This window comes from Cyanobium sp. Tous-M-B4 (genome assembly GCF_024345395.1).
In the GTDB taxonomy this organism is placed as follows: domain Bacteria; phylum Cyanobacteriota; class Cyanobacteriia; order PCC-6307; family Cyanobiaceae; genus Cyanobium_A.
On sequence record NZ_JAGQBA010000002.1, the window covers coordinates 422,025 to 435,481 of the forward strand.

The window sequence follows — 13,457 nt, forward strand, 5'->3', positions numbered from 1 at the left end:
TTGCCACTGGCTTGGAGTGGCGTTGGGGCAAGTATGCCGGTGCTGGCATTTCCATGCTCCGCAACAATGGCGACCTGGGTTGAGGTAGGGGGGTTGGATGGGTTTTGATCCCCGCCACTGGCGCCCCTCTGCCACCTCACCTCCGGTTACGGCCAATCTGGAGGAGCTACTGGCCGAAAACGAGAGCCTGCGCCGGGAGGTGCGGGCTCTGAGGCAGCAGTTAGACCAGCAAGTCTGGTCGCACCAGCAAGCCTGGTCGCAACAGCAAGCCTGGTCATCCAATCGGGCCCGCAGCCGTGTCACCTCCGCCGCTTCCCACGGGATCACGCCGGCTCGGCTGGAGCGCTGGGGAGCCGCCATGGCATCCCATCCCCGCTGGCAGGAGCTGCGCCTGGGGCCGCCCGCTGGTTTGCGGGGTTTGGTGGAGGAGTTGCGTAGCCAGTGGTGGGATCCGCGACTCGAGCTGGAACAGGAGCTAAACCGCCGCTGCCCCGGCCTGGGCTCTGAGCTGGTTGAGGCCTTGCGGGGACCCCACTGCCGCTGGCGCTGGGCTGTGCGGGCTGCCTTTGCGCTCTATGGTCCGCGCGCTCCAGAGTGGCTGGAGGAGGACCCAGTGCGGGTCGTGGAGGAGTTGCTGCGGCGCAGCCCAGGCAGCTCTGGCACAACCTCCAGCGCAGCTGATCCTCGCCAGCAAGCCCTAGCGCTGTTGGGCTTGGCGCCCGGTGCCAGCCCTGCCGAGATCCGGCGGGCCTACCGGCGACTGGCTAAAAACCACCACCCCGATCTTGGTGGAGAGGTGACGGCCTTCCATCGCCTTGATGCGGCCTATCGATTGCTGGTCGGTTGAGGGGCTGCGTGATAGCTGCTACGCACCAGCGGCCCGCTGCGCACCTGCTCAAACCCCAGCTCCCTGGCCCTGGCTCCCAGCTGATCAAATTCTTCTGGAGTCCAGTAGCGAGCCACCGGAATGTGGGCAAGGGATGGGCGCAGGTATTGGCCCAGGGTCAGGCGCTGGCAATCGACTGATCGCAGGTCGCCCATCGTCTGCAGCACCTCGGCTTCGGTTTCGCCCAGCCCCAGCATCAGCCCGCTTTTGGTGGGGATGGCGGGCGCCAGTTCGCGGGCAGCGGCCAACAGGGCCAGGGAGCGGCGGTAGGTGGCGCCCCGGCGCACCTCTCCTTGAAGATGTTCCACGGTTTCGAGGTTGTGGTTGAAGCAGGCGGGCTGCGCCGCCAGCACTGCGGCCAGCCGTTGGCGTTGGGCCGCTAACCCCTCCTGTTCGTCGCGCTGGCCGCCCCAGAAGTCGGGCGTTAGCACTTCGATGCCGATCGCCGGGCTGCGGCGGCGGATCGCGGCCATGGCGGTGGTGAATAGATGGGCGCCGTGGTCCGCTAGATCGTCCCGGGCCACGGCCGTGAGCACCACATAGGAGAGCTTGAGCGCGGTAACTGCCTCGGCTACCCGCTCGGACTCACCTGCGTCTAGGGGTTGGGGTGCCTGGCCCTTCTCCACCTGGCAGAAGGCGCAGCTGCGGGTGCAGATCGGGCCTCCCAGCAAAAAGGTGGCGGTGCCAGCGGCGTAGCACTCGGCTCGGTTGGGGCAGCGGCCCTCCTCGCAGATGGTGTGCAGCCGCTGCTGCTTCACCAATCCCTGCACGTTTTCCAGGGCTGAGGCGTTGCCCACCGGACGCCGCAGCCACTCGGGCAGCCGTTTGGCAGGGGCGATGCTGCTGTAGCGGGTCGTGCTGGTCATGGCAGGGCCACCTTTGCGCTTACTCCACCTGGCGTCTGCCCTCAAAGGCCCGGGCAAGGGTTACCTCGTCGGCGTATTCCAGCTCGCTGCCGACGGGCAAGCCGTAGGCAATGCGGCTCACGGTGGTGAATGGTTTGAGCAGCCGGGCCAAATAAAGGCTGGTGGTATCCCCTTCGACGCTTGGTGTCAGGGCCAGGATCACCTCAGTGATGGACTCCTTGTCGACCCGGTTCACCAGGGGCTGGATCTGCAGCAGCTCGGGGCCGATGCCATCCATTGGTGAGATCAAGCCGCAGAGCACGTGGTAGTGCCCCTTGAACTCCCTGGTGCGCTCCATCGCCAGCAGGTCGCGGGAATCGGCCACAACACAAAGCTGGCCGTTGCCGCGCTCCTGGTTGCGGCAGATCTCACAGATCGGCTCGGCCGAGAGGTGGAAGCAGCACTTGCACTGGCCCACCTGGCTGCGGGCCGCCAGCAGGGCGTCGGCGAAGTTGCGTACCTGCTCCTCAGGCTGGCGCAAAAGGTGCAAAGCCAGCCGCTGGGCCGTGCGCGGGCCAATGCCAGGTAAGCGCTCGAACTGGTCGATCAGCCTGGCCAGGGGGCGGGTAAAGCCGCTCAGCAGTCCGCCGCAATTGCTCAGAACTTAGGCAGCCTGCTCGATCAGCTGGGATTGGGGGCTCCGCTATCGAGGCTGGCCCTATCAAGTTGTGCTGCATCAAGTTCTGCCCCATCAAGTTGGGCACCTTCAAGTTGGGCACCCTCAAGATCGGCGCCAACTAAAATCGCGTCACGCAAGTTGGCACCGCGCAGATCAGCCCCGCGCAAGTTTGATCCGCTCAGATCGGTGCCGGCCAGGTTGGCTCGGCGCAGCACGCTTCCTTCCAGGTTGACGTTGTGCCAATGGCCGTTGGCAGCCTGCAGATTGCGCAGGTCAAAGCCCGCTAGCTGCTGGCCGTCGATTGGGAGCCCGGCGCTGTTAAGGATTTCTAGAGCAGAAATACGCCCCACCAGCCATTTGACGCCGGTGGCATTGCAGTTCATCAGCAGCTCGTAGGCCTCGATGTTGTCGCGTTGGCGCCGTTTTTGAGCCTCCAGCACGTAGAGGAAAGCGGCCGTCACGATGCTGAGCGATTCCACATTGCCGACGCTGATCAGAGCCTCCGCATCCCGCCAAAGGCACCCCGGGGCCCAGCGGTTGTTGCGGCAGGTGGCGTAGCTGTTCACCACCAGCAGCAGCGCCATGGCCGCTGCACCCGATAGGGCTAGGCGGAACAGAAAGGAGCCGTCTAGCAGGCGGAAGAAGCGGGAGTCGTGACGACGCTGCTGCCGGTCCACCCAGGTGGATTGGCGTGGCATGGGGAGACTGGAGATCAGGAGCCCATGCTGACCCCTGGGGGCACGGCTGCCCAGCAGAATGGCGCCACGCAACGCGCCTTGAGCCATGGCTGTCTTTCGCAATCAGGCAGGTTTTCGCAATCGGGCTGTCCTACGTACTTTTATGCCGCGTCTGGTTGCCTTGGTGCTGGCGGGGCTGTTGGTTGCTTGCAGTGCTGCGGCAGCCGGGCTCAATGGTTTCCAGAGCCCCGACGGGCGCTACGCCTTCCTCTACCCCACCGGTTGGACCCGGGTGCAGGTGAGCGGCGGCCCCCAGGTGGTGTTTCACGACCTGATCAACAGCGATGAAACCCTTAGCCTGGTGATTTCTGAGGTGAACTCCACCAACGACCTCGAAAAACTCGGCAGTGCCGTGGCCGTCGGGGAGCAGTTGCGCCGCACCGTGATCGCCCCTGAGGGCAGCGGCCGGGCCGCCGAACTGGTGGAGGCGTCCGAGCGCCAGGAGGGGCCCCGCACCTTCTACGACCTGGAATACGCCGTGCACCTCGACGACCGCGACCGCCACGAGCTGGCCACTGTGGTGCTCGACCGGGGCCGCCTGTACACCTTTGCGGCCAGCACCAATGAAATCCGCTGGGCCAAGGTGAAGGACATGTTCCACCAGGTGGTTACCTCGTTCACCCTGCTGGTGTGACGGCTTCGGCACCAGCCGATGTGGTGATCGTTGGCGCTGGGGTGGCTGGTGCTCTGTTGGCCTTGGCGTTGCGGGAGCTGGGGGCGTCGGTGACGGTCGTCGCTGCCCCCGCCAGCCATGGGCCTTGCTCCGCTACCGAGCTCAGCTATGGCGCTCTGCCGGGATGGCCCCTGGCCGCAACCCCCTTAGCTCGCTTGGCGGCCGGAGCCTCTAAGCGCTGGCGGTTTCTGCAAGAACGCCATGGTGATTTGGGCTGGCGGCCCTGCCGCTTGCGTTTGCACGGGGCTGCCGCCGGTTGGCGGCCCCTTAGTGCCTGGTGGCCGCTGCCCTTCGCCCAAGTGGATTCCGCAGTCTTGGCGGCGCGCTTGCCGCTGGTGCTGGCGGCTGCGGGGGTGACGGGCAAAACGGGCCGGGTGGAGCGCCTGGATCGCCAGCCAGCCCCTGGTTGGCGGCTTTCCCTCAGTGATGGCAGCGACCTGCAGGCCCCCCAGCTGGTGCTGGCTGCGGGCGCCCAGTGCCGCGAGCTCTGGCCGCTCCTGCCCCAGCGCTTGCGCAGCAGCTGGGCGGCGGCGCTGGAGCTGGCCTCCTTTCCGGCGCCGCTGGGCCGGGCCGCTGCCTGGCTGCCGGTCAGCTTTGGGCGGGTCGCTCTGGAGCGGCGCGCCGCTGGCCTGAGCCAGCCGGAGTGGCTGGTGGATGGCGGGTTGGTGCCCCGGGCAGAAGGGGCACTGTTGGGTCAGCACACCCTGGTGCGACCGGGCCTGGAGCTGGGCCCAGCGCCGCCGCCTATGGAGGTGGAAAGGCAACTGCGCCAAGAGCTAGCGGCGCAAGCCTGGGGGGAGCCGCTGGCGGCGCTGCCTGGTTGCCTGCGCCAGGCGGCCGTGGCCTTTTGCAGTGAGGGCTTGCCCCTGGTAGGTCCGCTGGCGGAGGCACCTGGGCTGTGGGTGTTCACCGGCTTCAGTGCGGGGTTCAGCCAGGTGCCGGTGCTGGCACCGCTGCTGGCCCAGGCCTTGGTGGCGGGTGGTGATCGGGTGGAAGCGGCGATGCAGCGCCTGCAGCAGCTGGGCCTGGGCTGGCCGGATCAGGCGGGGGGCTGACAGGCGTCCCTGATTCCTGCAAGCTGGGCGCCATGACTCAGGCCACTCCAACCCCAGCCCAGCTGTGGCCCCGCCGGCAATGGCAGCAGATGCAGACGCGCTGGAAGGGGCTGCGCGATCACAACCAGGTGGGCGTGAGCCTGGCGGGGGTGGGCGGCGTGCTGGTGCTGTGGGCCCTGTTCTGGCCCGTGCCCACCGAGGTGGAAGGCATGGGCGTGCTGATCTACCCCAACAACGCCGGCATCCTTAACGCCCGTGCTGGCGGCCAGGTGCGGGAGGTGTTCGTCAAGGAGGGGGAGCCGGTGGCGCGCGGCCAGGTGCTGATGCAGCTCTACCTGCCGGTGCTGGAGCGCCAGCTCGATCAGCAGCGCGGCAACCTGCGCCAACTGCAGCGGCACAACGCCCAGCTCGATGAGCGCGATGCCTTGCGCTTGCTCACCGAGAAGCGCGCCCTGGATACGTCTCTGGCCAAGTTGTCCGACGATCGCCGTCGCTACGGCGCCTTGCAGTCGACGTACTCCAGCAAACTGCGCAACCTGGATTGGCTGGCCCAGCGCGAGGTGGTGGCCCCGCTCTCCACCGAGGTGGTGTCGGCGGAGCAGGGGTTTACCAGCACCAGCGTGAATCTCGACGACGTGAAGATCAACGAGAAGAACGTGGTGACCAATTACCAGCAGGTGAAGCTCAACATCGAAACCCAGGCCCTGCAGCGCCGCTATCAGATCGACGATCTCAAGCGTGAGATCCAGGTGACCGAAGCCAAAATCGGCTACGACGGCAAGGTGCATGCCGACCGGGACGGCACGGTGTTGGATCTGCAGGTGATCGCCGGCCAGACCGTGGGCACCGGCCAGCGGCTGGGCACGATCGGCCGACCTGAACAACCCAGTTCCAAAGACCGCCCGTTGCGGGTGGTGGCTTACTTCGCCCCCGCTGATGCCCGCCGCCTGCCCCTGGGGCTGCCCGTGGAGGTGGTGCCGCAGTGGAACCAGCGCGGCCGCTTTGGCGGCATCGTGGGCAAGGTGAAGCAGGTGCTCACCCTGCCCGCCACCGCAGACGACATTTCCACCACCACCGGCAACGCCCAGCTGGCCCAGGAACTCACCAAGAACGGCCCGGTGATGCGCAGCGAAATTGAACTGGAGCGGGATCCCTCCAGCGTGGATGGCTACCGCTGGACCCTCTCGGGGGGCAGCGGCGTGTTCCCGATCCGCGACGGCCTCACGGTGTCGACCCACGCCTATGTGGAGTGGCGCTCGCCGATCAGCTACGTGATTCCAGGCCTGCGCTCCCTCACCGGCGGCTTCCGCGCCCCTTGGATCGATCTGCGCTGGAACCTGCCCTTCCTGCGCCAGCCCAACACTGTTTCGTGACCCGCCCCGTGGACGCCAAGCCCCGTTTCCAGATCCGCAACCCCCTGCTGCGTCAGGAATTTCCCTGGCTGGTCAGCGAGGTGGTGTTGCTGCTGATCCTGTTCAACGCCAACCCCCCGGAGCTGTGGTTCTGGCTGGTGGTGCTGCTGGTGGTGCTGCTCTATCGCGTGGAGCGCTGGTGGTCGTCGCGGCCCAACGCCTGAGTTCTCAGCTCACAAGCTCTCGCCATTGGCGTTCGGTGCTTTCCATGGTGTGATCCATGCGGTTGAGCACCATCAACTGAGCGGCCACCCGTTGCAGTTGCTCTGGACTTAGTCGCCTGTAGGCAGCCTTGGATTCGGGCGATTGCAGGGCCTCCAAGGACAGCGTCGAACGCGGTTGGCTCGGCGGTGGCTGTAGTTGGATTGAATGGCTGAGCTGCTGTTGCCAGCTCAGCAAACGCTCGACCACACCCTGCACAAAAGCTAGGCCTGCGTCGTAGTCGACCTGTAGACCCCAGCCCAGCCAGTCGGCATTCGGCAGGCGCCGCAGCTCGTCGAGATCCAGGATCAGGGCCTCGCTGGCCTGGTCCAGCAGCGCCCACATTCTTGCCACTGGATGCTGGCTCGCCAGGGTGCCCAGTTCCAGCAGGGCGCCCTGGCGTTGGTCGCGCAGGCTGATCAGGTTGATGCGCAGGTTGCGAATCTGTTGCCCCTGCTGGTGGCGCCGCTGCACTACCTGCTGCAAGGCTTCTCCCAGATCCACCAGCAGCTGCAGCAGTCCCTCGCGCTGCTGGATCCGGGCTCGAGAAGGCCAGAAAAGGCGCAGGCTGAGCAGGGCCATCAAGATGCCGAAGGCGGTCCAGAGCAAGCGCAGCGGGATCCAGCTGTCGAGCTGCTGGTCATGCGTCAGCCAGCCCATCACCACCACGAAGCAGCAGACCCCGTAGCCCACCGTGAGCCGCAACGAGCCGGCGATCAGCCGGGCCAGCAGTAGGGCCAGCGGCAGGGCTACCACCGGGGGCAGCTGGCCCCAGGCCCGGTAGCCAAAGAACACCACCATGGCTCCCACTGCGGTGCCAACCAGGCGCTGACGGCCGAGTTCGAGGGTGTTGCCGTAGTTCCCTACGGTGACGCTCAGCACAGCCAAGGAGGCGTAAAGCGCAAAGGGCAGGCCGGTGAGGCTGGCAAAGCCGTTCACCACCGTCACGGTTGCGGCGAGGCGCACGGTGTCCCGCAGGGCTGGGCTGGTCATCGGTTCGACGCCGAGAGCTGCGCCAGGGCGGATCTGAGCAGTGCCCGGCTGTGGAGCAGCTGTTTCAACACTTGGCACTGCTGGCCGATGGTAAGCAGCAGGGGCTGGGGAGCGCCTAGGTGCCCGGCTTCCTCAAGCCAAAGCTGAGCGGAGCTTGAGGGGCTCGGCACCGGGGCAGCGGCGGGCAGGGCATGCAGGCGCTCGGCAAGATCAGCAAGCGTGCTCCGCAGCAGCAGCTCAGGTCTCTCTGCCGGCACTGGGGTGGCCAGCTGCCGTAACAGGGGCTCCAGCAGCAGCCACTGGCGTAACACCTGTCGCCAGATGCTGCCGGCCTGGGCCCAGCGCGACAGCTGGTGTTGGGTGTGGGCGGGCATGGGAAGGCCCTGGTTTTGGTCGCGGAGCTGTTGCAAAAGCTGAATGCTGGGCAGCAGATCCTGGGAGCGCAGGGCAGCTGGGGGCTCACCGCCGCTATCCAGCCACTGCTGCATGGCCAGGATTTGCGCCTCGAGTTGGCTGGCGATCCGGGCTTCCAGGGCAGGGAGCTGTTGCAGGGGGCGGCGTGGCCAGAGGGCCCAGGTGGCGATCTGCGCCATCAAGATGCCAACCACTGCCGCGAAGGCCAGGTCAAAAATCGTCGCCCAGTTGAACTGGTTGCCGCGGTGCATCAGTTCCACGGCCCAGCAGCTCAAATACCCCGTACTCAGGCCTTTGAGCAGCCCCAGGCTGCGCACCAGCACGCCGGTTAGCAGGATTGCCAGGCCCAGCACCACCCAACTGGTGGATATCTCTTGCAGCACGATGGCCGTGAGGAGGCCGATCAAGGCGCCGGCCACCAGCTGGCCGATGCTGCGGGCGGGGGTGAGGTCATTCTCATTCACGAACAACACAGCCATCACCAGAGCCAGGGGAAGCAGCTGGTTGCGCCCTGACCAAAACAGGATCCCGATCGTCAGGGTGCTGGCCAGCCAGATGCGCAGACTGTTGCGCCAAAGAGGGCTTAGGGAGTGCAGGCCGGCAGCCATGGGGTGTCGCCCGTTCAGGGTTGGGTGATGGGGCTGCTGCTGAGCTGCAGCTGGGGCTGGATCGGCAGGTTTGGATCCCGGGGCATCGGCAGCAGTTCTTTCAGCAACTTCGCGTAGGTGATGTTCACGCCCACCGTGGCGTTGAGCCGCCGCACCAGGCTGTTGATGAGACGGTCTTGGGTGTTGGAGAGATTGAGCTCGTTGTCGAGGCCGGTTAGATAGCGCAGCCGCACGTCACGGAAGGCCTCCAGGGCAGCCGCCACGCCTCGGCGGGCTGAACTCAGCTTGGCCAGGCTGGCTTCGTGGTTGAAGAAGGCCTGCTCCATGCGCAGGCGGATGTCGTTGCGACTGGCGGCGTATTGCTGGGCCGTGGCCGCAGCCTGTTTGGTAAGGGCCCGGGCCTGGCCAGCGGTGGTGCCGGCATCAAACAGCAGCCAGGTGAAGGTCAAACCCACCGACCAGTCCCAGCCGTTGCTGGTGCTCAGGGGCAGGGCGGTGGAACCGCAGCAGCCGCCCCCGCCAAGAGTGAAGTCGCCGAGGCTGGTTTGGGAGCTGCTGCCACCGCCGCTGGCAAACAGCGAGAGTTTCGGCAATAGACCTGCCGCGGTGGCCTGGCTCTGCTGGGCCAGGGCCGTGCGGGTGGCCAGGATCGCCTCCAGTTCGGGGTTGCCCCGGTAGGCCGCCAGCAGGCTGGCCTCCAGATCGAGGGGCCAGCGGGGCTGCACCACGATCGGGTCGCTGGGGCTGGGGGTCACGCTGGCGGGCAGGTTGAGCAGCACCGCCAGTTGGCGGCGAGCCACTGCCCGATCCGCCAGAGACTGGATAAGGGTCTCTTCGTCGGCTGCCTGAATTGCCCGGCGACGCAGCACATCGAGCCTGGGCACTAGGCCCGCCTGCTTGAGGTCGAGGGTGTCCTGCAGGATCACCAGGTCGTTGCGCAGGTTGGCGTCGTAGACGCGCACCAGCTGCTCGTCTTGCTGGAGCTGGTAGTAAGCCTCACTCACCTGCAGCTGCAGGGAGCGCAGCTGGTTGGCATAGGTGTTGCGCTGCTGCTCCAGGCTGGCGCGGGCCGCGCGCACCGAGGGCGTGCGGGCGAAGTCGAGCAGGGCGTAGTTGAGTTGCAGGCTCCCCTCAACGCCCCATTCCCCGGAGGTGGCCGCCACGGAACCGCCGTTGGGCACATAGAAGGGGCCTGCGGTGGGCACGGGTGCCCCGCCTGACGGGGAGGGGCTGAGCAGCCCTGCAGGGTCAAACAGCGGGCCGAACCCCAGGTTGTCGTTTGGCTTCTTGGAGGTGGTGGTGCTGCGAGCCCCCTCGTAGCCACCAGTGGCAAAGGCGCTGATAGTTGGCCAGTAGCTGCCCATGGCGGCCTGGACGCGGGCCAGGGCGGCAGCCACCTGCTCGCGCTGGGCCTGCAGGGTGGCGCTGTTGGCAAAGGCGATGGCCAGGGCCTGCTCCAGGCTGAGGCTGGCAACGCCGCCAGCCTGAAGCTGCTGGGGGGTGGGCAGATCCAGGGGCGGGCCGGCCACCGTGTCGGCGGGTTGAATCGGACCGGTGGCGGGTTGGTTGGCCCGGATCAGGTTGGCGGGCAGCTCCGGTGTGCTGAGCACGTCGCCTACCGGGGGCTCGGGCTCGCTAGGCAGCAGCTGATCCAGGGCCCGCAGCTGCGCATCCAGCCGCTGCCAGCTGCGCTCCAGCAGCTTGGTGCTCTGGGGCTGGGCTGGGGGCTGGGCCAGGGCAGCCGGGGCCAGTTGGGCGGGGATGACCCCGAGCCACAACAGGGCCATAACGCGCTTGCGCATTGCCACAGTGATGCAGATAAGCGCCTTGGTCGGCGCATTCTGATTGGTGCAGCGGTTCTGCGGACCTGGGGGTGTTCGGCTTCAGGGGCGGCAGCTAGCTTCCTCGGTTTGCCCAGCACACCGGCGATCAGGATTGCCACATAGAGCTGGCCCACGATCGTGATGCCCACGCTGGCGGTGAGGCTGGTGAGGCTGCCGCTTTTTAGCACCGGGCTGCCGATGGTGGTGAGGCTGGCGAAGGCGGCGCCCAGCATCGCCGGTGCATGGCCGATGCCATCGGGTAGGGCATGGCCATGGGCCGGCAGGTTGAAAGCCGCCGGGTCGAGCACCAGCAGCGAATTGAGCACGATGCCGCCGGTGAATCCCACCAGCAGATACCCGGCCGCGGCTCCCATCAGCAGGTCGCCGTTGAAGAGTGGCTCCTCGGCCAGGGCATTGACCAGGTTCCAGAGCAGCTGCAGCATCAGCATCAGCCAGACCACCAGATGCACCACGCTGAGCTGAATGGCCAGGGCTGGGTCGAATACCAGGGCCATCTGCCACATCACCTCGATCAACAGCGCCAGGAGCCAGGCGAACCCCACCACCTGGCGGCGCAGCAAAGCCTTCTTTAGCCGCTGTTTCAGCTGCTGGGGAATCGACTCGCCCGGCGATGGCTCGAGTCTGTTTTGAGGCAAGAGGGGCGAATCCAGCAGTACGGCGACGCTGGCGATCACTAGATACACCAGGCTGACCAGCCGTGGTGCTTCCTCAAGGCCGCGCAGACCCACCAAGGCCAATACCTCAACCGCCAGGAGGCCTCTGTAAAAAGCGTGGCGCTGTTGAAGCAGGCTGCTGATCACGGCCATCGATGTGCTTCAGCTCCTGTCGAGAATTGCCAGCCAGTTCCCTTCGCCATTGCGGATGGCCTGCTCGGCCTGACGGCAGAGCATCAGCCGGCTGGCGATCCGCTCGAGTCGTTCCAGGGAGGCGGTGTTGGCGGTGGGGTCGTTGAGCTCCTGGTCCAGCTCCTGCCAGCTGAGCGGCAGCTGCAGCCCGGTGTCGGGTGGTTTTGGCAGCCCCCGGCGAATACGGATCTGCCGTTCCCATCGGCCTAGCTGGCTTGCCATGGCCTGCAGCAACTCCGCTTCGGCCCGGTGCAGCTGCACCACCAGCTGGGGATCTTGTAGGGAGGGTGGCTCGCGCACCAGGCCGCCCACCAGGGTGATCAGGCGGGAGGCAGTGGCCTCGAAATTGGCCATCAGCAGGGTGGCCGGATGGCGCTCCGGCAATGTGCCCAGCTCCTGCAGCAGCACAGGCCGCTGCCCCCGGATGGCGATCAGCTGGTTGCGCAGGGCCCGGTAGCGGCTGATTCCGATCGGATCAGCCCCCTCCCCCTGGTCGGCCGCGGCGGGATCTACCCGCGCCGCCAGGTCGCAGAAGCAGCTCTGCAACTGGCCGAGCAGGCCGGCGACCTGGGTCATGCTGGTGTCGAGTCCGCGGGCTGGCCAAAACAGCCGCAGGCCCAGCAGCGTGATCAGCACCCCGAAGCTGGTCCAGAAAAAGCGAAGCGGAATCCAGGCGGCTAGACCGCCCTCGTGGACGAGCCAGCCCATCACGATGACGATGCCGCCCACCTTGTAGCCCACCTGCAGTTTCAGCAGGCCGCCCAGCAGGCGCAGGGCGCCGAGGGTGAGCGCGAGCGCCAGCGGCATCGGCAGGCCCCGCAACCCCTCGTAGCCGATCAGCAACAGCACCGACCCGAGCGCCGTGCCCAGCAGGCGCTGGCTGCCCAGGGCGAGCGCGCCGCCGTAGGTGCCGGTGGACACCGCCAACACCGCCAGAGAAACGTATTGGCTGTCTCCCACCCCCGACAAGCTGGCGAAAGCGTTGCCGAGCCCTGCGGTGAAGGCTGTGCGCAGGCCGTTGCGGTTGATCACAGCGGAGCCATCCGGTTCAGCCCGCCCAGGCAGGCATGCAGCGGGCGCCCCTCCTCCGCGAGAGCCAGCAGCGGCAGCAGTGGGAGCTGCTGCTGCTGGGCCAGCTGCTGCCAACGCTGGGGCTCACGCCCTGGGGTCGGCCCGGGCTCTCCGCTGAGCTGCCGCTGCAGCTCCTTCACCGCGTGCCGCAGCAGATCGGCCTGCAGGCTCTGATGTTCGGGCAGGCCGGCCACCAGCCTCTCCCAGGCGATCCAGTGAAAGTGGGCCAGCTGCCATAGCCGCAGCCGTTGCTCCCAGCCGCTGCGTTTGAGGGCCTGATGGCGGGGGCCACTGCGCTCCTGGGCCACCAGTTGCTCCATGCATTGCAGGGCGTTGGTGAGCGGTGCCGGATCCAGCGGCTCGGGCCTGGATAGTCGTTGGGCCAGCCAGTCGCTGTAGGCCTGCAGCTGGGTCTTTAGGGCGTAACGCAGGCGCCCATCGGCTGCTTTGAGTTCGCTGCTGCTGTTTTGCGGCCAGAACAGCAGGCCCACCAGGATCGCCACAATGCAACCCACCACCGTGTCGAGGGCGCGGTTGAACACGTAGTCCCAGCCCAGCGCCGTATGGCCGGGAAGCATCAGAAACATCACAGCGATCAGCGCGGCCGTGCCTAAGGCGTTCTGCCAGCCCAGAAGCTGCAGCACAGGAATCATCACCAGCATCGACACCAGGACGCCGATCCAACCGCCGAGGATGGTGTGCACCAGGAAGGTGATGAGGCCCCCCGCCACGGTGCCCAGGATTCGGCCGCTGGCGGCCTTCAGTGAGTGGTCGTCGTTATCGTCGACAACCATCACCACTGCCATCAGCGGGTACCAGGCAAATTGAATGCGTTCGGTCCAGACGGCAATGGCGGCTGTGATGAGCGCGGCTACAAATAGCTTCAGGCTGTTGCGCAGCAGCATGTTTTGCACGGTCTGAGGCAGCTCTCAGCTGAGTCGAGCTTATGGGGATCGGCCCTGTTGCGCTTGGCTTACCCGCTGCGCTTGGCTGTCGTGAGGGGGCTGATATGAGCTGGCTACCGGCGCTATTCCCCAACCTGCCCATCCTGCGGTCTCCTGCTGAAGGGTCCTTTCATCGCCATTCCGAGGTGGTCATAAACGGGATAGGTGTTGTTGGTAGCGAGGGCGATGCTGAGCACAGAAAGACATTCATTAGCTGCTCGGTCTCCTTTGGATCCAGCCAACCAGAAAA

General features: G+C 66.5%; 13 protein-coding genes. 5 read left to right on the forward strand and 8 right to left on the reverse strand.

The features are described 5' to 3' along the window. The first annotated feature begins 97 nt into the window (after nucleotides 1–97). A complete protein-coding gene (locus KBY73_RS05420) occupies nucleotides 98–847 on the forward strand; it encodes a J domain-containing protein (RefSeq protein ID WP_254936059.1) in 750 nt (249 codons plus the stop codon). Here KBY73_RS05420 and lipA read toward each other — a convergent pair. The 3 genes from lipA to KBY73_RS05435 form a co-directional block, all read right to left on the reverse strand. After that, a complete protein-coding gene (gene lipA, locus KBY73_RS05425) occupies nucleotides 826–1,752 on the reverse strand; it encodes a lipoyl synthase (RefSeq protein WP_254936060.1) in 927 nt (308 codons plus the stop codon). The two genes, KBY73_RS05420 and lipA, sit on opposite strands and share 22 nt — an antisense overlap. A 19-nt stretch (nucleotides 1,753–1,771) precedes the next feature. Then, the gene (gene recR / locus KBY73_RS05430; protein ID WP_315858406.1) at nucleotides 1,772–2,350 is read right to left on the reverse strand and encodes a recombination mediator RecR; all 579 of its coding nucleotides are present in this window, start codon (nucleotides 2,348–2,350) and stop codon (nucleotides 1,772–1,774) included. Nucleotides 2,351–2,412: 62 nt separating this feature from the next. Then, entirely contained in the window at nucleotides 2,413–3,195 is a 783-nt protein-coding gene (locus KBY73_RS05435) for a pentapeptide repeat-containing protein (protein ID WP_254936061.1), read from the reverse strand. Nucleotides 3,196–3,250: 55 nt separating this feature from the next. Here KBY73_RS05435 and psbP point away from each other — a divergent pair, with 55 nt between their 5' ends. From psbP to KBY73_RS05455, 4 genes are read left to right on the forward strand one after another with little or no spacing between them, the layout of a single operon-like run. Further along, nucleotides 3,251–3,781: a photosystem II reaction center PsbP gene (gene psbP / locus KBY73_RS05440; protein ID WP_254936228.1), complete on the forward strand. Its 531-nt coding sequence runs from the start codon at nucleotides 3,251–3,253 to the stop codon at nucleotides 3,779–3,781. Continuing rightward, the gene (locus tag KBY73_RS05445; RefSeq protein WP_254936062.1) at nucleotides 3,778–4,875 is read left to right on the forward strand and encodes an FAD-dependent oxidoreductase; all 1,098 of its coding nucleotides are present in this window, start codon (nucleotides 3,778–3,780) and stop codon (nucleotides 4,873–4,875) included. Before psbP ends, KBY73_RS05445 begins: the two co-directional genes overlap by 4 nt. Before the next feature lie 32 nt (nucleotides 4,876–4,907). Next, entirely contained in the window at nucleotides 4,908–6,248 is a 1,341-nt protein-coding gene (locus KBY73_RS05450; RefSeq protein WP_254936063.1) for an NHLP bacteriocin system secretion protein, read from the forward strand. Beyond that, on the forward strand, nucleotides 6,245–6,451 hold the full coding sequence (locus KBY73_RS05455; protein ID WP_254936242.1) for a hypothetical protein: 207 nt from the start codon (nucleotides 6,245–6,247) through the stop codon (nucleotides 6,449–6,451). Before KBY73_RS05450 ends, KBY73_RS05455 begins: the two co-directional genes overlap by 4 nt. 4 nt (nucleotides 6,452–6,455) lie before the next feature. Here the strand turns inward: KBY73_RS05455 and KBY73_RS05460 are convergent, their stop codons facing one another. From KBY73_RS05460 to KBY73_RS05480, 5 genes are all read right to left on the reverse strand, one after another. Next, nucleotides 6,456–7,481: an FUSC family protein gene (locus tag KBY73_RS05460; protein ID WP_254936064.1), complete on the reverse strand. Its 1,026-nt coding sequence runs from the start codon at nucleotides 7,479–7,481 to the stop codon at nucleotides 6,456–6,458. Beyond that, entirely contained in the window at nucleotides 7,478–8,503 is a 1,026-nt protein-coding gene (locus KBY73_RS05465; RefSeq protein ID WP_254936065.1) for a hypothetical protein, read from the reverse strand. Before KBY73_RS05465 ends, KBY73_RS05460 begins: the two co-directional genes overlap by 4 nt. A gap of 14 nt (nucleotides 8,504–8,517) precedes the next feature. Continuing rightward, nucleotides 8,518–10,305, reverse strand: coding sequence for a TolC family protein (locus KBY73_RS05470; RefSeq protein ID WP_254936066.1), 1,788 nt, complete (start codon nucleotides 10,303–10,305; stop codon nucleotides 8,518–8,520). Nucleotides 10,306–11,162: 857 nt separating this feature from the next. Next, on the reverse strand, nucleotides 11,163–12,224 hold the full coding sequence (locus KBY73_RS05475; protein ID WP_254936067.1) for an FUSC family protein: 1,062 nt from the start codon (nucleotides 12,222–12,224) through the stop codon (nucleotides 11,163–11,165). Next, nucleotides 12,221–13,168, reverse strand: coding sequence for an aromatic acid exporter family protein (locus tag KBY73_RS05480; RefSeq protein WP_254936229.1), 948 nt, complete (start codon nucleotides 13,166–13,168; stop codon nucleotides 12,221–12,223). The genes KBY73_RS05475 and KBY73_RS05480 overlap by 4 nt, the downstream gene beginning before the upstream one ends. Between the last annotated feature and the right edge of the window lie 289 nt (nucleotides 13,169–13,457).

Coding starts and splice junctions, on each gene's coding strand:
- KBY73_RS05420 (WP_254936059.1), top strand. CDS start 98: ATGGGTTTTGATCCCCGCCACTGGCGCCCCTCTGCCACCTCACCTCCG.
- lipA (WP_254936060.1), bottom strand. CDS start 1,752: ATGACCAGCACGACCCGCTACAGCAGCATCGCCCCTGCCAAACGGCTG.
- KBY73_RS05435 (WP_254936061.1), bottom strand. CDS start 3,195: ATGGCTCAAGGCGCGTTGCGTGGCGCCATTCTGCTGGGCAGCCGTGCC.
- psbP (WP_254936228.1), top strand. CDS start 3,251: ATGCCGCGTCTGGTTGCCTTGGTGCTGGCGGGGCTGTTGGTTGCTTGC.
- KBY73_RS05450 (WP_254936063.1), top strand. CDS start 4,908: ATGACTCAGGCCACTCCAACCCCAGCCCAGCTGTGGCCCCGCCGGCAA.
- KBY73_RS05460 (WP_254936064.1), bottom strand. CDS start 7,481: ATGACCAGCCCAGCCCTGCGGGACACCGTGCGCCTCGCCGCAACCGTG.
- KBY73_RS05465 (WP_254936065.1), bottom strand. CDS start 8,503: ATGGCTGCCGGCCTGCACTCCCTAAGCCCTCTTTGGCGCAACAGTCTG.
- KBY73_RS05470 (WP_254936066.1), bottom strand. CDS start 10,305: ATGCGCAAGCGCGTTATGGCCCTGTTGTGGCTCGGGGTCATCCCCGCC.
- KBY73_RS05480 (WP_254936229.1), bottom strand. CDS start 13,168: ATGCTGCTGCGCAACAGCCTGAAGCTATTTGTAGCCGCGCTCATCACA.